23 protein-coding genes are annotated in these 21,347 nt (G+C 57.1%); 12 read left to right on the top strand and 11 right to left on the bottom strand.

Annotated features, from left to right (window positions below):
* Window positions 1–19 precede the first annotated feature (19 nt).
* Both AC2FHW_RS10995 and AC2FHW_RS11000 read right to left on the bottom strand, forming a co-directional pair.
* Complete coding sequence (locus tag AC2FHW_RS10995) at window positions 20–520, bottom strand: type III secretion system chaperone family protein (protein WP_142636568.1); 501 nt, start codon at window positions 518–520, stop codon at window positions 20–22.
* Window positions 521–828: 308 nt separating this feature from the next.
* A complete protein-coding gene (locus AC2FHW_RS11000) occupies window positions 829–1,077 on the bottom strand; it encodes an accessory factor UbiK family protein (protein WP_142636566.1) in 249 nt (82 codons plus the stop codon).
* A gap of 97 nt (window positions 1,078–1,174) precedes the next feature.
* Between AC2FHW_RS11000 and lgt the strand changes: the two genes are divergently transcribed.
* The 4 genes from lgt (at window position 1,175) to AC2FHW_RS11020 (ending at window position 5,387) form a co-directional block, all read left to right on the top strand.
* Window positions 1,175–2,056: a prolipoprotein diacylglyceryl transferase gene (lgt, locus tag AC2FHW_RS11005; protein WP_271949224.1), complete on the top strand. Its 882-nt coding sequence runs from the start codon at window positions 1,175–1,177 to the stop codon at window positions 2,054–2,056.
* Entirely contained in the window at window positions 2,056–3,123 is a 1,068-nt protein-coding gene (locus tag AC2FHW_RS11010; protein WP_271949223.1) for a class I SAM-dependent methyltransferase, read from the top strand. The genes lgt and AC2FHW_RS11010 overlap by 1 nt, the downstream gene beginning before the upstream one ends.
* On the top strand, window positions 3,120–3,878 hold the full coding sequence (gene pgeF, locus AC2FHW_RS11015; RefSeq protein WP_271949221.1) for a peptidoglycan editing factor PgeF: 759 nt from the start codon (window positions 3,120–3,122) through the stop codon (window positions 3,876–3,878). Before AC2FHW_RS11010 ends, pgeF begins: the two co-directional genes overlap by 4 nt.
* 726 nt (window positions 3,879–4,604) lie before the next feature.
* Window positions 4,605–5,387, top strand: coding sequence for a Hint domain-containing protein (locus tag AC2FHW_RS11020; protein ID WP_271949219.1), 783 nt, complete (start codon window positions 4,605–4,607; stop codon window positions 5,385–5,387).
* Window positions 5,388–5,503: 116 nt separating this feature from the next.
* On the opposite strand, the gene AC2FHW_RS11025 is transcribed toward AC2FHW_RS11020, so the two are convergent.
* Complete coding sequence (locus AC2FHW_RS11025) at window positions 5,504–6,004, bottom strand: Lrp/AsnC family transcriptional regulator (protein ID WP_142636556.1); 501 nt, start codon at window positions 6,002–6,004, stop codon at window positions 5,504–5,506.
* A gap of 225 nt (window positions 6,005–6,229) precedes the next feature.
* On the opposite strand from AC2FHW_RS11025, the gene trxB reads away from it, so the two are divergent.
* The 4 genes from trxB (at window position 6,230) to AC2FHW_RS11045 (ending at window position 11,310) form a co-directional block, all read left to right on the top strand.
* Window positions 6,230–7,171 carry a thioredoxin-disulfide reductase gene (trxB, locus tag AC2FHW_RS11030; protein WP_281972663.1) on the top strand — a complete coding sequence of 314 codons (942 nt, stop codon included), beginning with the start codon at window positions 6,230–6,232 and terminating at the stop codon, window positions 7,169–7,171.
* A gap of 4 nt (window positions 7,172–7,175) precedes the next feature.
* Entirely contained in the window at window positions 7,176–7,643 is a 468-nt protein-coding gene (locus tag AC2FHW_RS11035; protein WP_271949211.1) for an RES family NAD+ phosphorylase, read from the top strand.
* Window positions 7,644–7,703: 60 nt separating this feature from the next.
* On the top strand, window positions 7,704–9,374 hold the full coding sequence (locus tag AC2FHW_RS11040) for an adenylate/guanylate cyclase domain-containing protein (protein ID WP_271949208.1): 1,671 nt from the start codon (window positions 7,704–7,706) through the stop codon (window positions 9,372–9,374).
* 217 nt (window positions 9,375–9,591) lie between these two features.
* Window positions 9,592–11,310 (top strand): bifunctional sulfate adenylyltransferase/adenylylsulfate kinase, encoded by a 1,719-nt coding sequence (locus AC2FHW_RS11045; RefSeq protein WP_142636548.1) that lies wholly within the window; start codon window positions 9,592–9,594, stop codon window positions 11,308–11,310.
* A gap of 57 nt (window positions 11,311–11,367) precedes the next feature.
* Here the strand turns inward: AC2FHW_RS11045 and AC2FHW_RS11050 are convergent, their stop codons facing one another.
* From AC2FHW_RS11050 to AC2FHW_RS11065, 4 genes are all read right to left on the bottom strand, one after another.
* Window positions 11,368–12,228 (bottom strand): glycosyltransferase family 10 fucosyltransferase, encoded by an 861-nt coding sequence (locus tag AC2FHW_RS11050; protein WP_142636547.1) that lies wholly within the window; start codon window positions 12,226–12,228, stop codon window positions 11,368–11,370.
* On the bottom strand, window positions 12,228–13,112 hold the full coding sequence (locus AC2FHW_RS11055) for a PhzF family phenazine biosynthesis protein (protein WP_142636545.1): 885 nt from the start codon (window positions 13,110–13,112) through the stop codon (window positions 12,228–12,230). Before AC2FHW_RS11055 ends, AC2FHW_RS11050 begins: the two co-directional genes overlap by 1 nt.
* 92 nt (window positions 13,113–13,204) lie before the next feature.
* On the bottom strand, window positions 13,205–13,429 hold the full coding sequence (locus AC2FHW_RS11060) for a DUF1150 family protein (protein WP_142636543.1): 225 nt from the start codon (window positions 13,427–13,429) through the stop codon (window positions 13,205–13,207).
* A 5-nt stretch (window positions 13,430–13,434) separates the two neighbouring features.
* Window positions 13,435–13,848, bottom strand: coding sequence for an Hsp20 family protein (locus AC2FHW_RS11065; protein WP_142636541.1), 414 nt, complete (start codon window positions 13,846–13,848; stop codon window positions 13,435–13,437).
* A gap of 163 nt (window positions 13,849–14,011) precedes the next feature.
* On the opposite strand from AC2FHW_RS11065, the gene AC2FHW_RS11070 reads away from it, so the two are divergent.
* From AC2FHW_RS11070 to AC2FHW_RS11085, 4 genes are all read left to right on the top strand, one after another.
* Complete coding sequence (locus AC2FHW_RS11070) at window positions 14,012–14,236, top strand: YdcH family protein (protein WP_037308505.1); 225 nt, start codon at window positions 14,012–14,014, stop codon at window positions 14,234–14,236.
* Window positions 14,237–14,312: 76 nt separating this feature from the next.
* Window positions 14,313–14,798 carry a 5-(carboxyamino)imidazole ribonucleotide mutase gene (gene purE, locus AC2FHW_RS11075; protein WP_271949196.1) on the top strand — a complete coding sequence of 162 codons (486 nt, stop codon included), beginning with the start codon at window positions 14,313–14,315 and terminating at the stop codon, window positions 14,796–14,798.
* Window positions 14,795–15,550, top strand: a complete 756-nt coding sequence (locus AC2FHW_RS11080) for an NAD(P)-binding domain-containing protein (RefSeq protein WP_496701497.1) — start codon at window positions 14,795–14,797, stop codon at window positions 15,548–15,550. The genes purE and AC2FHW_RS11080 overlap by 4 nt, the downstream gene beginning before the upstream one ends.
* 2 nt (window positions 15,551–15,552) lie before the next feature.
* Window positions 15,553–16,620 (top strand): 5-(carboxyamino)imidazole ribonucleotide synthase, encoded by a 1,068-nt coding sequence (locus tag AC2FHW_RS11085; RefSeq protein ID WP_142636535.1) that lies wholly within the window; start codon window positions 15,553–15,555, stop codon window positions 16,618–16,620.
* 1 nt (window position 16,621) lies between these two features.
* Here AC2FHW_RS11085 and AC2FHW_RS11090 read toward each other — a convergent pair whose 3' ends face one another.
* From AC2FHW_RS11090 to groL, 4 genes are all read right to left on the bottom strand, one after another.
* On the bottom strand, window positions 16,622–17,773 hold the full coding sequence (locus AC2FHW_RS11090) for an alpha-D-ribose 1-methylphosphonate 5-triphosphate diphosphatase (RefSeq protein WP_496693885.1): 1,152 nt from the start codon (window positions 17,771–17,773) through the stop codon (window positions 16,622–16,624).
* Window positions 17,770–18,543 carry an esterase/lipase family protein gene (locus tag AC2FHW_RS11095; protein WP_496821921.1) on the bottom strand — a complete coding sequence of 258 codons (774 nt, stop codon included), beginning with the start codon at window positions 18,541–18,543 and terminating at the stop codon, window positions 17,770–17,772. The genes AC2FHW_RS11090 and AC2FHW_RS11095 overlap by 4 nt, the downstream gene beginning before the upstream one ends.
* Window positions 18,544–18,581: 38 nt before the next feature.
* Entirely contained in the window at window positions 18,582–19,424 is an 843-nt protein-coding gene (locus tag AC2FHW_RS11100; protein ID WP_281972653.1) for a DMT family transporter, read from the bottom strand.
* A 239-nt stretch (window positions 19,425–19,663) separates the two neighbouring features.
* On the bottom strand, window positions 19,664–21,304 hold the full coding sequence (groL, locus tag AC2FHW_RS11105) for a chaperonin GroEL (RefSeq protein WP_142636527.1): 1,641 nt from the start codon (window positions 21,302–21,304) through the stop codon (window positions 19,664–19,666).
* Between the last annotated feature and the right edge of the window lie 43 nt (window positions 21,305–21,347).

Genomic DNA, 21,347 nt, shown 5'->3' on the forward strand with positions numbered 1-21,347 from the left:
TTTGGCTCGGGGCAAAGCTTTACGCGCGGCCGTAGGCCTCTGCAATGGCGACTTGCATCGCGTCTTCCGGGGTACGGTTGCCCCATGTGACCAGTTGGATCGCGGGATAATAACGCTCGGCGCTCAGGACCGCTGCAGTGATCATCGTATCAATCTGTTCCGGGCTGGCCATCTGACCACCCGCAAGAACCAGACCGTACCGGTAAACCATCAGCTTCTGATTGGCCCAGTATGTGAAGGCCCCGGCCCAGCACTGATCGTTCATCTTGTTCAGCAGTTCATAAAGCTCGGTCTCGCGCGCCTCAGGTGGCTCCATCTCGAACGAGCATACCATACGCAGCGTTTCGTCATAATTCGACCAGGCTAGCGTAATCGAGTAGGTGCGCCACTGTCCTTCGACAGCCATTGCGATCTGATCATCCCCGATCCGATCAAAGTCCCAATCGTGATGTTCGGCAAGATGTTCAACAATGTCGATTGGATGAAGGTCTTCTTCAAGAAACTGCTCGGAAAGGGCCATAATGCCACCTCACTAATTTCTAGCACTTCGGGGCTGGCAGCGCCCCAGCGCTAGTTGCCTGCTCTACAAGCCGGGCTTCCCCCATAGGCCTGTACTAAATATGGTGCGCTGTGGGTGGTGGCCTGACAACCCCCATTTTTGGGGATAACAGCAATAAGTTGTGGATAGCTGGCAACGGGGATCAAAATATTGGCATCAGATGCAGCTTTGTCTTGATTAATTCCCGCAAGACGGCATGATGCACAACACCGCACAACCCAGAACCGGATTGCGCGGCGTTTGTCTTTTTTCGAAAATTTCGCGGGGGATTATTCGCCCAGCTTGGCTTCCAACGCTGCAATGCGCGCCTCGAGCGCTGTGTTTTCCTCGCGCGCTTTCTGAGCCATGGCACGGACAGCGTCGAATTCTTCGCGTGTGACGAAATCGCGATCAGCCAGCCAACGGTCGATCATCGACTTCATGGCGTTCTCCGCCTCGTCCTTTGCGCCTTGGGCAACACCCATGGCGTTGGTCATGAGTTGGGAAACATCATCCAGAATCTTGTTGCGGGTTTGCATGGTTATCCTCCGATTTGGCGGTTGGTCTCTATATGGGGAATGATTGGCGCAGGCTCAAGGTTGACTTAACCCTCAAAGCCCGGGCAATGAGACGCACATGCAGGCTGTTCTGAATTTCCCCGATCTGTCGCCCGAACTTTTCTCGATCTCGCTGTTCGGGATGGAGTTCGCACTTAGATGGTACGCCCTCGCCTATATCGCTGGGATTGTGATTGCATGGCGCCTGGGGGTGATCGCCCTAAAGCGCCCCGCCCTGTGGCCCGACAAGGCGCCACCTATGCAACCCGCCCAGCTTGAGGATCTGATCACCTGGATCATTCTGGGCGTGATTCTGGGCGGGCGACTTGGGTTCGTGCTGTTTTATCAACCAGCCTATTACCTTTCGAACCCGATCGAAATTCTGATGGTCTGGCAGGGCGGCATGGCCTTCCACGGTGGATTGCTAGGCGTCGTCGTGGCCTCATATATCTATGCAAGACGTCACCAAATTTCGATTTTGCCGCTTGCTGATCTGATCGCGCATACCGTGCCGCCTGGGCTGTTATTGGGTCGTGTCGCGAATTTCATCAACGCCGAACTGTGGGGAAGGCCCAGCGACCTGCCCTGGGCCTTTGTATTCCCTGGTCCTGCCGCCCAAAACTGCCCGACGGTTATTGGTCTTTGCGCCCGCCACCCCTCTCAGCTTTACGAAGCCGCGCTTGAGGGGTTGCTGCTGGGTGCCTTGCTCTTGTGGTTGGCCTATCGGCGCCACGCTTTCCTACGGCCCGGTCTGGTCACAGGCGTGTTTATGGCGGGCTATGGCGCATCGCGTTTCATTGTCGAGTTTTTCCGGCAACCCGATGCACAGTTTGTTTCGGCCGGAAATCCGCTTGGACTTGCCTGGCAAATGGGCGGCTACGGCCTGACCATGGGCCAGTTACTGTCTTTGCCAATGATTGCCTTTGGCCTTTGGCTGGCATCACGCGCTAAGGCCAAGTGATGACCCTCGCCAACCTCTTACAGGCACGTATCGCACAAGACGGCCCGATGAGTGTAGCCGACTATATGACCGAATGCCTGCTGCACCCGACACTGGGATATTACTCCACCCGCGACCCCCTTGGCCCGCAGGGCGATTTCATCACCGCCCCGGAAATCAGCCAGATGTTTGGCGAACTAATCGGGCTCAGCCTTGCGCAATGCTGGATTGACCAGGGGCGTCCGGGCCGTTTCACGCTAGCGGAGCTGGGTCCCGGGCGCGGAACGCTGATGGCTGACATGCTGCGTGCAACACAGGGCGTGGATGGCTTTCACCCGGCGGCAGATATTGTACTGCTTGAGGCCTCACCAACCCTGCGCGCCATTCAGGCAAAGACGCTGGATGCCTATGCTCCACGCTGGATTACATCGGTCACCGATCTACCCGATTCCCCGCTTTTTCTGGTGGCAAACGAGTTCTTTGACGCCCTGCCCATTCGCCAATTCATCCGCGATGACAGCGATTGGCGGGAACGTTTGATCGGGATGAAGGACGAATCACTGGCTTTTGGCCTGGGGCCGCGGTCGCCACAGATCGCTTTGAAGAACCGGCTTGAGGACACGCAGGATGGGGATCTGGTCGAGCTTTGCCCTTCGGCCATACCGATCATCACTGTGATCGCCGGACGGATCGCGACACATGGCGGGGCCGGACTGATCCTGGATTATGGCGACTGGCATTCGCTTGGGGATACTTTTCAGGCGCTACATGCCCACAAGCCGATAGACCCGCTTTCCAGCCCCGGACAAGCTGATCTGACCGCCCATGTGGACTTCGAACCTCTAGCGAGCGCAGCGCGAGCGGCAGGCTGCGCCCATTCGCGCCTGACACCCCAAGGCGTTTTTCTGGAACGGCTGGGCATCACTGCGCGGGCGCAAGCATTGGCGAAACCACTCAGCGGGTCCAAGCTTGAGGCGTTAGTAGCCGCACATCGCCGGTTGACGCACCCAGAGGAAATGGGAAACCTGTTCAAAGTACTGGGCCTGTACCCATCTTATGCCGCATTACCACCGGGACTGGAATCATGACGCTGGAAATTCTGACTTCGGATCTCTTGTCATCCGTACGCCATGGTTTTTTCTGCCGCCGAGGCGGGGCCTCATCCGGGATATTTGCAGGGCTCAACTGCGGTCATGGATCATCTGACCAGACCGAGGCTGTCGCGATAAACCGTAACCGCGTAGCGGATGCGATGGAGGTCGATCCCGGATCCCTTATCGGGGTGCATCAGGTGCATTCACCGACGGTCATAACTGTTGATGGTCCAATCGACGGGGAAAAGCCTAAAGCAGACGCGTTGGTTACGGCCTATCCCGGGCTGGCGCTGACCATCCTCACGGCGGATTGCCAACCTGTTCTTTTTGCCGACACCCACGCAAAAGTGATAGGAGCTGCACATGCGGGTTGGCGCGGCGCGCTAGACGGTGTGCTTGAGGCCACGTTGGACTCCATGGAGGCGCTAGGAGCACGGCGCGAGAATACAGTGGCTGTCATAGGGCCCACAATCTCTCAAACTGCGTATGAGGTCGGACCCGAGTTCCTAGAAGAATTTGCCACTGAATCATCAGAAAACCTGCGATTCTTCGCAAATGGAACGGGTGATCGGATGCAATTTGACCTCCCGTCCTATGGGCTGCACCGGTTACGTCAGGCTGGTGTCGGGCATGCAGAGTGGATTCGTCATTGCACCTATTCGGACCCGAACAGATTCTATTCGTACCGCCGATCGGTTCATGCAAAAGAAGCCGACTACGGCCGCCTGATTTCCGCAATCAAACTGTGACGCGCGTCCTGATTGTGGCGAAATCGCCGCTTTTTCGCCACATTTGTTGTGTCTATATGAGTCGCCAAAATTAGGTTTTATTGCCCTCTCTCAGATGGTTATCTGCATATTTCCGAATGTGAGCGCGGCTAGATTAAGAAAAGGAAACAACCAACTTTCTTTTGTCCCAGATTCAACCCGCGTCAGCCTTATGGCCGCCTCAATATGGCGACACGTTAGGCTCAGATTGGGTCGTTAGGCACTAAGCCTTGAACGAGTAGGACAACAGGATGAAACAAAGATCCCGCTTTCTCAGCGCTGTTCTGAAAGCGTCCAGAGAGCAAAAACTGGAGATGCCGTGGAAGCGGGTTTCCAGCCGTTCTGCCAGTGTGGCGCGCCGTTTGGCTTCGCGACGCTGATTAGACAGGCCTACCAAAGCCATTCTGCCGGCTTTGAGGGTCAAGACACACAGCGGGGGTGCTCCGATCCGGTGTGTGGCGCTTCACAGACGCTTTCTGTGAATGTGTTTAGGAGTTTGTGTGCGTAGACAATTTTCGTCTGCGAGTTGTGAGTTTGTCTGGGGGGTCAATGTGTTGACCAAGAGTTTGCGAAATTCCATCGCACCGCGCGGCCGTTACAGCCGACGTCTCGAAGTCGCCATAGCATTCAAGACAAAGAAAACCGATCAGGCGGGCCTGTACGGGGGTTCAGCCTTCCTGAGCGGATGTTTGAGGGGACGGAATTAGTATGACTATTCCACATTCTTTGGCCCGCGCCGCCAGAAACGCCGTCGATACGTCGACAATGCTGCGCGAGATTCCAAGAAATACAACAAAACAAAAAGCGCAGCTGCGGCGCTATGAGGTCAGTTCATTGTTGAGCAATGGCGAGGTATCCCAAACCCGCCACATCGCGCCAGCGCTGCCCATGTTCGAGGATGCGTTTTGTGCCTTTACGCGGGGTTCGCTTGTCGAAACCGAAAACGGGCCGATAGCGATCGAAGATCTTTTACCTGGCGATACGGTTTTGACCCAGAATGGAACTTCGGAAACCGTGGTCTGGAAGGGCTCGGTTACTTTGATCCCCGGGCGCGAAGACTCGCGTGGTCGCACGCGCCCGCTGACACGCATCATGGCGGATACCTTCGGAATGCAAAAACCGATGTCAGGCGTGACTGTCGGTCCGGCTGCGCGTCTGTTAGGCACCCCAGCACATCTGCGGCACTTGTATGGCGGATCTCCTGTTTTGACGCCCGCACACGAGTTTCAAGACGGGATGGGCGTCATCGAGATGCTACCGCCTACCCCAATCGAATTGTTTCACATCTGTCTGAAACGCCATTCGGTTATCAAGGTAGACGGATTACAGTTTGAATCATATCATCCAGGCGTAAATGCGGTTCGGATGATCAGCCATTCGCTTCGCTCAATCTATTTGAACTTGTTCGAGCATGTAGAATCGCTGAATGACTTTGGCCCGCTGCAGTTACCGCGTGCCGGAGATGGAGAGGTGGACGCAATCACTGCCTGAGTTTTAACCAGTACTGCAAAGTGGGGGCTTTATGCAGATTTTAATTAGTTGGGTGTTGTTTCTGGTTGTCACGGCGATTTTGCCGCCGTGCACCAGCCGTCACAAAAGGATGCGCTTTACGCCGTCCGGTTCATTCGTTCTTCCAGGACGTCAAACGGTACACCGGGCTCGTCCTTAGCGCCGCGTATCACAAGTGAGGTTTTAACGCTGGCCACGTTTGGCGTGGTCAGCAACTCGCCTGTTAAAAACTGCTGAAAGCTGCTGAGATCAGGAGCGACGCATTTCAGAATAAAATCCACTTCGCCGTTCAGCATGTGACATTCACGGACAAGTGGCCACTCGCGGCAGCGTTCCTCGAATGCGCTGAGTTCGGCTTCGGCTTGGCTTTCCAATCCGACGCTTGCAAAGACCTGAACCTCAAAACCCAACTCACGCGCATTCACTTCCGCATGGTATCCGCGGATAAGGCCCGAGTCTTCCAATGTGCGCACGCGCCGCAGGCACGGAGGCGCGGAAATTCCCACACGTTTCGCGAGCTCTACATTGGTCATGCGACCGTCTGCCTGCAATTCTGCCAGAATCTTGCGGTCAATCTCGTCCAGCCGTGTCGCGACCATAAAAAGCTCCTGAATTTTCGGTTGTTATATCAGCACCCAAGGGATGCGCAATAATGTTTCGCGTTTGCGCAATATTCTTTGGTTTTCCAGGTATTTTTCTAGCGCGAGTTGTGAAACGGATTCTCCGATACGGCACGAAGGGGCTTTAAGCGCCTCAAGGGGGTCGCTATATCCATTCGCCAAGGGGCCGCAGGCCCGTATCAGGCAGATCGAGTCGGGGGTATCATGGCCGAAACAAAACACACCAGGGTTCTGATAATCGGATCAGGACCTGCCGGTTATACTGCGGGCGTATATGCCAGCCGTGCGATGCTGGAACCGATACTGGTTCAGGGCATCGAACCGGGCGGGCAGCTGACGACCACCACCGAGGTCGAGAACTATCCCGGCTTTACCGAGGTTCAGGGTCCTGATCTGATGATCAAGATGCAGGAGCACGCCGCCGCGATGGGGTGCGAAATCATCGGCGACATCATCAGCGATCTGGATGTCTCGAAACGCCCGTTCACCGCCAAGGGCGACAGCGGCACCATCTACACTGCCGATGCGGTCATTCTGGCCACTGGCGCGCGGGCGAAATGGCTGGGATTGCCCTCGGAAGAGAAGTTCAAAGGCTTTGGCGTTTCCGCCTGCGCCACATGCGACGGGTTCTTCTATCGCGGGCAGGAGATCGTTGTAATCGGCGGCGGCAATACCGCCGTGGAAGAGGCGCTGTTTCTGACCAACTTTGCCAGCAAGGTCACCCTGATCCATCGCCGCGATGAATTGCGCGCCGAAAAGATCCTGCAGGATCGGCTGATGAAGAACGACAAGATCGAGCCCCTGTGGTTCCACGAACTGGACGAGGTCATCGGAACCGATGCGCCTTTGGGTGTCGAAGGCGTGCGCGTCAAGAATGTGAAAACCGGTGAGATTCGCGAAATCCCCTGTAAAGGTGTTTTCATCGCCATCGGCCACGCACCCGCGAATGAGCTGGTCAAGGACTCGCTGGAAACCCATATGGGCGGCTATGTGATCACCAAACCGGGCTCCACAGAAACCTCCATTCCAGGTGTCTTTGCTGCCGGAGACCTGACAGATCACATCTACCGTCAAGCCGTTACCAGCGCCGGGATGGGCTGTATGGCCGCGCTGGATGCTGAACGGTTCCTGGCCGAGCAGGATTAATCAGGTGATCGAATTCTCCGGCCCGATCTGGAGAATTCTGTTCCTCTCACAGATAGACGCCCCTTTGGCCCCAGCACGGGCGCCAGAGGGGCGTTTTCATTATACGGGCCAATTCGCGCTTTATTCTTCGCTGAGCGCTGAGGGTGCCGAAGTAGCCATCAAACGCTATGTCTGCCCATCCGATCCACCACGCATTCTTCAAAAATGCCGGATCACCGGCGCTCGGCTGGTAGATCTGCGGGGGCGCAGCGAAGCCTCGGTCGTGTGGCAGGATACCCACGAAAAAGAAGGCGCCTCACCCACCTGGCTATTTTCGGATGACGCCCGCGCCAAAGGCGCCGACGGCTTGCTATACAGCTCGCGATCCCGGCCAGAACTCAGTCATGCGGTTTTGTTTAGCACCTCGCCAGAGGTAGTGTGCCTGGATGGGGATCCGCATCCCTGGTTGCCGGGGCATAGAGGCTTCGCTTGACCCCCGCTCTGCGCCGTTACAGACTCTGAGATGCGAGCAAAACGAACACAGGTGAACCGAGTGAAAAGCGTACTATGGCAAGGCGGGTGGGCTACCCGGCTGAGGATCATGAGCGGCCTGATCCTGTTCATCTTTGCCTTCTTTCACTTCATCAATATCGGTCTGGGACTGTTTCATACTGATTATCTCCACGGAATGCAGAAAGGCCGCCATGTCATTACGCGCAATAACATCGGCAGCGCGATTCTATATCTGGCCTTGCTCGTGCATTTTGGGCTGGCGCTGTATTCGTTAGCTCAGCGCAGAACCATGCGAATGCCTTTCAGTCTGGGGCTACAGGTGGTGCTTGGATTTGTGATTCCACTGCAACTGATCTCGCACCTTGTTCACACCCGATACGCACATTCAGTTTTCGGGGTTAATGATGAGATGGGTTATATCATCGCGCTAATGTGGCCCAGCTATGCAATCTGGACACAAAGCCTACTTTTGCTGGTGGTTTGGGTCCACAGTTGCATCGGTCTTCACATGTGGCTGCGCCTGACATCCTGGTGGCAAAGGACGCTACCTTATTTGATCGGGCTCGCCGTGTTCATTCCGTCTTTCGCTCTGGCAGGTCTTTTGACAGAGGGCCGACGCATCTGGGCTGATTTCGCCGACCCGTTTCTGCGCGATCAGTATATAGAACATTACAACTGGCCATCGCCCGAGGCATTTCAGGCTCTGATGGGTGTGAGGCAAGATACGCTGCTTGCATTCGGGCTGGCGGTTGGCGCTACATTGCTTGTGTTTCTGGTGCGCAAAATTTTGCGACGCCGGCATTCGGTGCGCATCAAATATGTGGAAGGCCCCGAAATTGTGGCCGAAAAAGGCATGACTCTGCTTGAGATTTCTCAGGCCAACGGCATTCCCCACACTGCGCTATGTGGTGGCAAGGGGCGCTGCACCACCTGTCGCGTTATTGTCGAGAATGGTGCAGATCAGCTCCCCGTCCCCAGTGAGATCGAGGCCCGCAGCTTGGCTGCCGTAAAAGCACCCGAAGGCGCACGCCTGGCCTGTCAGATCCGCCCGACCGAGCCAATCACGGCCTTTCGGATGTACAATCCCGGTAGCGGTCGCAATCGCGCCCATGCCAGTCAGGGGCAGGAACGTAAACTGGCGGTGCTGTTTCTGGACATGCGTGGGTTCACGGCACTGACCACCGGGCAGTTGCCCTATGACATCGTTTTCCTGCTCAACCGGTTCTTTGACGCCATCGTACCAGCCATCACCTCGGATGGGGGTGTGGTCGACAAGTATATGGGTGACGGGCTGCTGGCAGTGTTTGAAACCACCGATGCTGCAAGTTCAGCACGGGCCGGGATGAAAGCTGCAGCCAATGTCAGCCGCGCATTGCAACGGTTCAACGAGCAACTCGAAACCGAGGGCAGCCCGCTTATCCGCATTGGAATGGGGTTACATCTGGGCGATCTGGTTCTGGGCGAAATCGGCGCCGTGGGCACTGCAAGCCGCACGATTATCGGCGACGCCGTGAATGTCGCCAGCCGATTGGAGGCCGAGACCAAGGGGTTGGGTGTCGAGCTTTTGGTTTCGGGCGATCTGCTGAAGGCAGCGGGGCATGACGGTTGGCAGAACGATCTGCGCCCCTTCCAGTTGCGTGGGGTAACAAGGCCAATTTCTGCCCTGCCGGTCGAACGTGCATCCGACCTCAGCCCCAAGATTGCCGCCTGAGAACACACTCATTCAAACCGGTCTATTTGGCCTTGATCCAAGGGATTGTCGTCGGGTTTCGCGTCAAAATGTGGAAAATCCTTCCAATCCGGAGAAAAACCGCGCATATCGTCCTTTGTTTCATAAATCCATCTGGACTTCACCCGGCCGCCGGGGCACATGCCCGGCAAACGCCCCTGAATCACTGGCCAATCCATCCTTCGACAAGAGAATTCCCATGACGATGTTAAGCAATCTGGCGCCGATCTCTGAACTTTATGTTTCGTACGAGTCCGCACAGAAACTGAAAGTAGAAGCTGCCGACCTGACAAGCTGGGACCTGAGCCCTCGTCAGATCTGTGATCTGGAACTGCTGATGAATGGCGGGTTCAACCCGCTGAAAGGGTTCCTAAGCGAGGCCGATTACGACAATGTCGTCGAAAACATGCGCCTGGCCGACGGCACCCTTTGGCCGATGCCAATCACGTTGGATGTCAGCGAAGACTTCGCTGAGGGCATCAAACTGGGTCAGGACATTGCACTGCGCGACCAAGAAGGTGTCATTTTGGGCACCATGACTGTGACCGACCGCTGGACGCCGAACAAGGCGCGCGAGGCGGAAAAGGTCTTTGGCGCAGATGACGATGCTCACCCGGCGGTCAACTACCTGCACAACACTGCGGGCAAGGTTTACTTGGGCGGTCCTGTTGTTGGTATCCAACAGCCCGTTCACTATGACTTCCGCGCTCGCCGCGACACACCGAACGAGCTGCGCGCCTATTTCCGCAAGCTGGGTTGGCGCCGTATTGTTGCGTTCCAAACCCGCAACCCGCTGCACCGCGCGCATCAGGAACTGACCTTCCGCGCCGCCAAAGAGGCGCAGGCCAACCTGCTGATCCATCCGGTTGTTGGTATGACCAAGCCGGGCGACGTGGACCACTTTACCCGCGTACGTTGCTATGAGGCTGTTCTGGACAAGTACCCGGCCTCGACAACTTCGATGTCACTGCTGAACCTGGCGATGCGTATGGCAGGCCCGCGCGAGGCGGTGTGGCACGGGTTGATCCGCGCCAACCACGGCTGCACGCATTTCATTGTCGGCCGTGACCACGCAGGCCCCGGCAAGAACTCAGCCGGCGAAGATTTCTATGGCCCCTACGACGCACAGGATTTGTTCCGCCAGTTCCAGGATGAAATCGGCGTCGAAATGGTCGATTTCAAGCACATGGTCTTTGTGCAGGAACGCGCTCAATACGAACCGAATGACGAGATCGCCGACAAAGACAACGTCACGATCCTGAACATCTCCGGCACAGAACTGCGCCGCCGTCTGGCCGAAGGCCTGGAAATCCCCGAATGGTTCAGCTTCCCTGAGGTTGTGACCGAACTGCGCAAGACCAAACCGCCGCGCAGTCAGCAGGGTTTTACCGTATTCTTCACCGGTTTCTCCGGCTCGGGCAAATCGACCATCGCCAACGCGCTTATGGTAAAGCTGATGGAGATGGGCGGTCGTCCGGTGACCCTGCTGGATGGTGACATTGTTCGTAAGAACCTGTCATCGGAACTGGGCTTCTCGAAAGAGCACCGCGACCTGAACATCCGCCGCATCGGCTATGTGGCCAGCGAGATCACCAAGAACGGCGGCATCGCTATCTGTGCCCCAATCGCACCCTACGCCACGACCCGCCGCGCCGTCCGCGAAGATGTCGAAGCGTTTGGCGCTTTCTGCGAGGTTCATGTGGCCACCAGCATCGAAGAATGCGAACGCCGCGACCGCAAGGGCCTGTACAAGCTGGCGCGTGAAGGCAAGATCAAGGAATTCACCGGAATTTCCGATCCCTACGACGTACCTGCCAATCCTGAGTTGAGCGTCGAGACCGAGAATGTGGACGTAGACAACTGTGCCCACCAGGTTCTGCTCAAGCTGGAAAGCATGGGTTTGATCGCCGGATCGTAACCTGCGCAAAGAATCAAGCAAAAGGCCCTCGGTTTCCGGGGGCCTTTTTCTATTGGATTATAGTTCTGCCCGAATGGCGGCGACAGCGCGTCCTTCGAAATCACCAAATTCCGCCGCTTTGGACTGGCTGGCCCGCAGGGCATCTAGACACGCGGCATAGTCATCGACCGAAGCGGCTTGAATCGCACTCCGAATGTCGGCCTCGGAATCGCACAGGACCATCCCGGATGTGTCGAAGAAATCACCAATATTGGGACAGCCCCAATAGATCGGCACAGTCGAGCACAAAATCGCGTCTGTCAGCTTTTCCGAAAAGTAATTCCGCTCCCGCACATTCTCGATCACCACCGAATAGCGATATGGGGCCAGCCCGTCAGACTTCAAGTCAAACGGAGTATAGCCACGCCCCATAATATCGACATCTGCCCCGGATTCACGAACCCAGTCGATCACGGAATGGCGCAGCTGATGTCCTTCGAGATCACGTTTGGCCGAGGCGATCAGAGAACAGGATTTAGATTTCTCAACCAAAAGTTCTTGCCAATCAGGAACCATCGTCACGCCATAAGGCAGAAACACGGCGTTTGGGATACCTTGCAACAAAACATCATGAAAGGTCAGCACCCGGAAGAACCGCCGCCACGTATAGCGCAACATGCGATCATGTTTAGCATGGATGGCCGAAGGTTCTCCCATCATCAAAGATATCCGCGCACGTGTTCCCCGACGAAGACGCAAATGTACGGTGGAATTGGGGTACATGATCAGATGGTCCGTGTGCGCAAGATCGCCCACTGTTTTTCCGATCAGACGATCCGGGCAACCTTCGGGCCAGGTCAGTTCCGACAAAGGAACCGTGGCCAGTTTCGGCCCTAACCGATGCCCATAGGGCAATATGGCGATTGCAGGTTCTGTCATCATCCGGCATCTGGCAAATTAACCTGACCCCGCATCAGGATATGCCCGCGACCGGCGACCTTGATGCCTGTCATCGCATCCGATGGACCAGCTCGGGTAACAGTCGCCTGACCGGGGCGCCCCATATCATGGCCTTGCTCGGCAATAAAAACGTCCTTTGGCATCAGCCCATGTTTCCAGAGATACGCCGCCATCGCACCAGTGGCAGATCCGGTAAACGGATCCTCGGGCGGGCTGGGCGGGGCCAACAGCAATCTTGAGAATGTATCGCCTGCTTTGGTCGCGCCTTTGAGCGTTACAAGAAAAGGTTCGGCCATATCGGAGCCGGAAAAGCCCGCCTTTTCGGCAATCTCGCGCAAAGGCCTTTCGACCAGTTTTGCCGCGCGCAGGGCGTCGTGATCACGAAGAACAGTGACACAGAAGGGCAGCCCGGTAGAAACAAATTGCGGCGGCGAGATGATCGCCTCTTTGGGCAGGCTGATGGCAGAGGCGACCAGCTCGGCGGGAACATAGGCGCCGAATTGTGGTGCAATCTGCGTCATCTCGATTTCATCACCGCTGATGCAGATCGAAACGATCCCCGCACCGGTTTCAAGCGTCAGGGTATTGCCTTGCAGCATTCCTCTGGACTGCATTGCAGCTACGGTTGCGATCGTGGGATGCCCGGCAAAGGGGATTTCGCGACTGGCCAGAAAATAACGAACCCGGAAATCGGCCACATCGGACGGGCCAGTAAAGGTGCATTCAACCAAGGACGTCTCGCGCACATAGGCCATGCAGACGTCTTCGGACAGAGCTGCCCCACCATGAACAACAGCGCACCCATTGCCACCAAAGGCGCGATCGCTGAAGGCGTCTACCCAGTCAAAGTCGAACCAATTCATGTATCGTGCACTCCGATATTCGAACCATCATAGGTTCGACTGTCTCGCCCGACAGGCCATGGATGTCACGAGGAAAACGTACGGAGGTCGCTTTAGTGCACGGCCACCGGCGAAAAATCATGCTCGCGCGCCAGGTTAAACGCCAGCTTGCGATCAGCAACCAGTGCCAGTTGCTGGCCATCAGCATCGTGTACCGCATATAGCAGGCTCAGATCTCCGGCCTGTTCGCGAACTTCCCGAGGTAGATCGGCGACTTCAACTGTTTTGACATAGACGATCCGATCGCCTTCGGCGTTGATTTCAAACGGTGTATTCATTGCTCTTACCCCTTTCTTATGTTGATCGTTTGCACCACGGTTTCGGGCACGGCGCGGGTCAGATCCACATGCAGCAGGCCATTTTCAATGATCGCTTCGCCAACCTCGACCCCATCGGCCAACACGAACATGCGCTGAAACTGACGTGCCGCGATCCCACGGTGTAGAAAGATACGTCCTTCGCTGTCGTCGCGCTGACGTCCCCGGATCACTAACTGTCGATCTTCGATGGTAATCGACAGGTCCTCTTCTGCAAACCCAGCCACAGCCAGGGTGATGCGGTAGGAAAAATTCGAGGTCTGTTCAATATTATAGGGCGGATACCCCTCATTTCCGGCCTTTGCAGACCGCTCCAGAAGGCGTTCCAACTGCTCGAACCCCAAAAGATGCGGGTATGAGCCCAGAGTAAGTTTAGACACGTATTTTCGTCCTTTATTGCCAAAGCGACGTGTTGTGCGGCCCCATTCTGGCAACCGCGTATAATAGAATATGGGAATATACAGCGATGTCCACAAGGTCTGGCCGGATCAAGCCTGACACACTATCTTGTGTGACAAGCACCACAACAACTCTGAGTCGCCAATGAACGCGCCCACCGATCTTTCGATGAAAACTGATGAGGTTCTGCGGGTAGAGCTGGAAGTTTTTCGCCGTCAACACCGTGATCTTGACGAAGCAATCGAGGCGCTTCAGGCCACTGGCACCTCGGATCAACTGACGATCAAACGATTGAAAAAGCAGAAACTGCGCCTGAAAGACATCATTCGCCTGATCGAAGACCGCCTGACCCCGGATATCATCGCCTGAGACATCTGAACCGCATTGCCACAAAGGCGGATTTGGCTATAGTTCGCGCTCTTTTGGAAGGCAGGGACGCAAGCGGATGAGCGACGTTAAAGTGGGGATCATCATGGGAAGCCAGTCAGACTGGTCCACGATGAAAGAAGCCGCAGATATTCTGGATGAGCTGGGCGTAGCCTATGAAAAACGCATCGTTTCAGCGCACCGCACCCCAGATCGCTTGTGGGACTATGGCAAGACTGCTGTCTCGCGCGGATTGCAGGTGATCATTGCAGGGGCCGGCGGGGCCGCGCATTTACCGGGTATGATGGCCTCGAAAACACGCGTTCCTGTGATCGGCGTTCCGGTGCAGACGCGGGCACTGTCTGGCGTCGATTCGCTCTATTCCATTGTTCAGATGCCCAAAGGGTTTCCGGTTGCGACTATGGCGATCGGGTCGGCAGGCGGTGCCAATGCGGGATTGATGGCCGCTGGCATTCTGGCGCTGCAGGATAACGCTCTGGCCGACCGGCTGGATGCCTGGCGCGACGCGCTATCGGCCTCAATCCCCGAAGAACCCGAGGGATGAGCCGGATCGGATTCATCGGCACGGGCCATATTGCGGCCCCGATGGTGCGTTTTTTGGCCCGTAAAGGGCACGAGATCTCCGTGACAGAACGCAATGACCAGGTTTCAACCGCGCTAAAGGCTGAACTGGGTGTGTCTGTCACGACGCCACAGGCCGTGATTGATGCATCCGAGATCGTGTTCCTGTGCCTGCGCCCACATATCGCTGCGGACGTTCTGGCCGCCTTAACGTTTCGATCCGACCATCAGATCGTCTCGGTCATGGCAGCAGTTTCGAAAGATGAACTAACCGAGCTCTGCTCTCCGGCGCCGGCAATCGTGCAAACCATTCCGCTGGGATTTTTGGAAGCCGGTGGTTGCCCGCTTGTCGCTTTCGGCAACGATCAACTGCTGGTCGATTTGTTCGCACCGGAAAACCCGGTGATCAAGGTCGCAGATGAGGCGGCACTAAACGCACATTTCGCCATTTGCGCCATGGTCCCTGGCCTTCTGGACCTGATGGCGACCGGAGCAACTTGGCTGGGAGACACAACCGGAGACGCAGCCGGGGCCGAATTCTACACCACCCAGTTGGTATCGGGCTTTCTGCACGCGATGGATAAGAAGGCCGCAGGCCGCCTAGAGGCCGAACGCGATGCGCTGGCCACTGACGGCACGCTGAGCCTGCAAATGACACAGACCCTGCAAGATCAGGGCGCGCACAAGGTATTGCACGCAGCACTTGGCGCTATTGGCAAACGTTTGGAGAGTTGAGAATGGTGGAAATGCTCGCCCCCGGCGCGACAATCGGGATTTTGGGCGGCGGTCAACTGGGCCGTATGCTGTCCGTTGCTGCAGCCCGGCTGGGTTTTGTGTCGCATATTTATGAACCCGGTGCGACCCCGCCTGCGGGTCATGTGGCGGATCGTGTGACCACCGCCTCTTATGATGATGCCGAGGCCCTCAAGGCCTTTGCCGAAGCAGTCGATGTCATCACCTATGAGTTCGAGAACATCCCCACCGAAGCACTGGACATTCTGGAAGTCCACCGCCCCATCCGCCCGGGGCGCGAGGCGCTGCGGGTCAGTCAGGATCGACTGAACGAAAAGGCTTTCTTGCAAGGGCTGGGCCTGAATACCGCACCCTTCGCCGATATCACGGATCTGGACAGCCTGAAGGCTGCGATTGACCAGATCGGCACCCCTGCCATCCTGAAGACCCGCCGATTTGGCTATGACGGCAAGGGACAGGCCCGGCTACGCAGCCCCGATGACGCTGAAACTGCTCTGGCAGACATGGCGGGTGCGCCTGCGATCCTGGAAGGCTTTGTCGATTTCAGCCATGAGGTTTCGATCATTGCCGCGCGCGGATTGGATGGTCAGGTCGCCTGTTTCGACCCCGGTGAGAACGTGCATCGCGATGGCATTTTGCATACCACCTCCGTCCCTGCCCGCCTGCCCGCAGCAAAGCGCACAGATGCGATCCTGTTGGCGGCAAATATCCTGAACGCCTTGGACTATGTCGGCGTCATGGGGGTCGAGTTGTTCGTGACCCCGCAGGGTCTGATCGTGAACGAGATCGCACCGCGCGTGCATAACTCGGGCCATTGGACACAGAATGGCTGCGCGGTGGATCAATTCGAGCAACATATCCGTGCCGTGGCAGGCTGGCCTCTGGGCGACGGGCAGCGTCATTCAGACGTGGTGATGGAGAACCTGATCGGCGACGATATGGACCGCGTACCTGAACTCGCGACCGAACGTGATGTTGCGCTGCATCTTTATGGCAAGGCCGAGGTGAAGGCAGGCCGCAAGATGGGTCATTTTAACCGCATCACGCGGTAAATCAGCCGACAAACCGCGCGGCGATATCCCCGGCCATATAGCTGACGCGCCCGGCAGCCAGCGTTGCCGCGACACGGTTTGTATCTGCCTCCAGAATGACCAGATCGGCACGCTGCCCGGGGGTGAGCGTGCCGCGATCTTGCAACCCAAGTACGCGGGCTGGCCCTGACGACACCAGCGCCCATGCGCCCGCCATGTCCAGAAGGCCGGATTTGGCCAGCATCAAGGCTGCCCGGCGCGGGCTGGGATAGTGATAATCCGAGGCCAGTGCATCGCACAGCCCCATCGCAATCAGGTCCAGCGCGCTAACATTCCCTTTATGCGACCCGCCGCGCACCACATTGGGCGATCCCAGGATGATGTGATCCCCGGCGGTGCGGGCGGCCTCGGCGGCTTCCAGCGTTTCAGGGAACTCTGAAATCCGCGCGCCCCGCGCGCGCCAATCGGCGCGAGTTTGGGCTGTGGCGTCATCGTGGCTGCCCATCCGGACGCCCTGCTTTGTCAAAGCAGTACAGAGTACATCCAGTGCGGTATACACCTCATCCCGGCGAGCATGCATCGACAGCAGCATTTCGAAATGCACCTCGGGATTGCGACCGGCCTTGAGCGCCTGTCCGGTCAGACGCGGGGGCTTACGCCCCTCAGCCAGACGGTCATGCGGCAGGTGGTCGTTGAACACGACATAGGGCACCTGCCAAGCCGCAATCTTTTCTGCCAGTCCGGCGTAATTGTCCAGCATATGCGTTTCGAACCGAAGCTGGGGCATCAGATCGGTGACGGTGTGGTCCTTGACTGCCGCAATGGCATCAAACACCTGCCCTGCGAACTCAGGCCCGCGCACCCCACCTTCCCAACTGTAAAACTGGGCCAGAACGGCTGTGGTGATGCCATTGGCCGCCAGTTCAGCCTCGACCGAGAGGATCCCTTCGTTCATCTGCTTCATGGCACCGCGACGGGGCGCGATGTGCCGTTCAAACCCATCACCATGCAGGTCGATAATACCGGGCAGAACCAGATATCCTGATAGGTTGATCTGCCGCCCGGCAGGGCCTGTCTGAACCACGCCATCGGCAATAGACAGATCGGCATCCGTCAGCCCCTCGTCGGGCAGAAGAACCTCTGCACCGGTCAGGGTCAGGCTTAATGCGGTCATTGCGTGGACTCCGAGTCAGGTTCCGAGCAATCCTGTCCGATGCAGATCTCGTCAATAGCTTCCATCACCCCGTCAAGCCAGGTGATCTGCGGGTCGAACTGGCCGAATTCGATGAAGTGCAGGGCCTGAGCCATGACCCGCGGATTGTTCATCATGAACGTGTGGGTCACCGGCAGAACCAGGTGATCAGTCATTCCTTCGACCTTGGTGCTTTCAACCGAAACCTTACCGTCATCAGGCCCATCAATCAGTGAAGAAAACACCGGGTTTAATGAGTGCTCGCCTGCGATAACACCCAGTTCAAAATCCACCGGCGGTAGACGACCCGGAATCCCTTCGGCACCTGTGCCCAGTTGAAGCCCCGCAGGTCCGTTGAGATAGCCGAACACCTCCCACGCGCTAAGTTCATCGACCAGTTGGCTGCCCTGATTGGGCGGCCCCAGCATGACGACACGACCCAGGTTTTCCGGGCTATGATCCTTGAGCCAATAGCGCAACAAAATGCCGCCCATCGAATGTGCCACCACATTGACAGTGTCATCGCCACAAGACGCAAAGGCATCAGGAATGGTTTGTTCGGCCAGTTCGGGAATACCGATCTCGGTCGAGGGATAGCCCGGGCGCACAACCGAATAGTCATGTGACTTGAACAGCTGCTCCATCACGGTGAAAGAGGCCTCGGTCCGCGCAAGACCATGCAACAAGACCACGCATTTCGCGCTGGCCGCGGCGGGGAGCAGAAAGATAAGCAGGGCGATCAGAATTTTCATAAGCGCCAGATAATGCCTTAGCGCCGCTGATGAAAGCCCTACCCCCGCTGACGTCGCAGCACCGCCAGCGCGATGCCGCCCAACACCAGCGCTGCGCCAATCAAAAGCCGGGCCTCTGCTGTTTCGCTCAGCAAGAGGACACCGCCCAGAATAGCAATCACGGGCACGCTCAACTGCACCACAGCTGCAACGGTCGGTGCCAGTTGGGGCAAAACACGGTACCACAACGCATATCCCAGCCCCGAAGTGACCGCCCCGGATATTGCCGACAGTAGCAAACCGGTGCCCGTCATCTGCCAACCTCCGCCGAGCAGCAGCAAAGCTCCGGCCGTCACCGGAAGGGCAATGACGAAATTCGCCGCCGTACCGGCAAGCGCATTTGGCTCGGACCGTCCCGCCAGAGAATATGCTGCCCAGCCAATCCCGGCAGCGCACATCAGAGCGGCTCCGACCGGGTCCACGCGAACCGTGCCCGACGGCCAAAGCACATAGGCGAGGCCACCCAATGCAATCGCCGCCCCCAGAAGTTGCTGTCGTGTCGGTGAATTTCCAGTCACGGCAGTGGCCACGAACATCGTGATTTGCACTACCCCAAACAGGATCAAGGCGCCCAGCCCGGCATCCAGTGTAAGATAGGCGATCGAGAACCCGATCATGTAAAGCGACAAGGCGCCAGCGCCAATGAACCGGCGAGGGCTGCGCAACGGCAGGCTGCCGCCACGTATCAGAACCAGCACCGCCAGCATCAGCGCCCCTGCCAGAACGCGCATAACCGCAAACCCCGCCGGGTCGCTATCGCCGCCTTCAACGGCCATCCGGTTCAGAATGGAGTTCGCTGCAAAGGCGCACATGGTGAGGGCGGTCAGAAGGAACAGTCGCATATCAACCCGATATCGGTTTCACACCGGTTTGGGTACTCACTTTCCTGAAGGGACCGGTTAGACCGTCGACCTCGGAACAGTTTGAGCCACAGTTTCAGTTATAAGCGGCGTGCCAAAACGAAACGGGGCCGCCCGAAGGCGACCCCGTTCCTTAGCTCTGCAGCTCCCCTCTGGGCAGTTTGGCTATACTGCCAAGCGCCTGTGGGGCCGCCGGAATTCGCCTAAGCGAATTCGACGTTTTACATCATGCCGCCCATGCCGCCCATGTCGGGCATGCCGCCGCCAGCAGGTCCATCTTTCTGCGGCTTGTCAGCAACCATTGCTTCGGTAGTGATCAGCAAGCCGGCAACCGACGCTGCATCTTCCAATGCGGTACGGACAACTTTGGCCGGGTCAATCACGCCGAATGCGAACATGTCACCATATTCTTCAGTCTGCGCATTGAAGCCAAATGCCACATCGTCGCTTTCGCGAACTTTGCCCGCAACAACCGCACCGTCGACACCTGCGTTTTCAGCGATCTGGCGCAGAGGCGCTTCGATTGCCTTACGAACGATGTTGATGCCTGCGTCCTGATCAGCGTTTGCGCCTTGCAGAGTGTCCAGTGCTTTACCGGCCTGAACCAGAGCAACACCGCCGCCCACGACAACGCCTTCTTGAACAGCAGCGCGGGTCGCGTTCAGAGCATCGTCCACACGGTCCTTACGCTCTTTCACTTCAACTTCGGTCATGCCGCCGACGCGGATAACAGCAACACCGCCTGCCAGTTTGGCAACGCGCTCTTGCAGCTTTTCACGGTCGTAGTCCGACGAGGTTTCTTCGATCTGGGTGCGGATCTGAGCAACACGCGCTTCGATCTCGGCTTTTTCGCCAGCACCGTCGACGATGGTGGTTTCGTCTTTGGTGATTTCGATTTTCTTGGCAGTGCCCAGCATGTCCATGGTCACGGACTCAAGCTTCATGCCCAGATCTTCGCTGATGACCTGACCGCCGGTCAGGATTGCGATGTCCTGCAGCATGGCCTTACGGCGATCGCCGAAGCCCGGTGCTTTGACAGCAGCAATTTTCAGGCCGCCGCGCAGTTTGTTTACAACCAGAGTTGCCAGCGCTTCGCCTTCAACGTCTTCTGCAATGATCAGCAGCGGCTTTTGCGACTGGATCACTTGCTCGAGCAGCGGAACCATCGGCTGAAGCGAGGACAGTTTCTTTTCGTGCAACAGGATCATGCAGTCTTCGAGGTCTGCAACCATCTTGTCAGCGTTGGTGACAAAGTAAGGCGACAGGTAGCCGCGGTCGAACTGCATGCCTTCGACAACATCGGTCTGGGTTTCCAGGCCTTTGTTTTCTTCGACGGTGATAACACCTTCGTTGCCGACCTTCTGCATCGCGTCTGCGATTTGCTGGCCGATCTCGGTTTCACCGTTGGAAGAAATGGTGCCAACCTGAGCAACTTCAGCCGAGTCCTTGACTTCACGCGAGGCGTTCTTGATGCCTTCAACAACCTTGGCAGTTGCCAGGTCGATGCCGCGCTTCAGGTCCATCGGGTTCAGGCCCGCTGCAACCTGCTTCAGACCTTCTTTGACGATGGACTGAGCCAGAACGGTTGCGGTGGTGGTGCCGTCGCCGGCCTCGTCATTGGTGCGGCTGGCGACTTCTTTCACCATCTGCGCGCCCATGTTTTCGAACTTGTCTTCCAGTTCGATTTCCTTGGCAACCGAAACACCGTCTTTGGTGATGCGCGGTGCGCCGAAAGATTTGTCCAGAACCACGTTGCGGCCTTTGGGGCCCAGGGTCACTTTGACAGCGTCGGCCAGGATGTTCACACCTGCCAGCATGCGGTTACGGGCATCGGTGTCGAACTTGACGTCCTTAGCAGCCATGTCGTTTCTCCTTGAGAAAATGTATTGGGATGAAGATCAGAGG

It is taken from the genome of Ruegeria sp. YTSA108, from assembly GCF_059610185.1.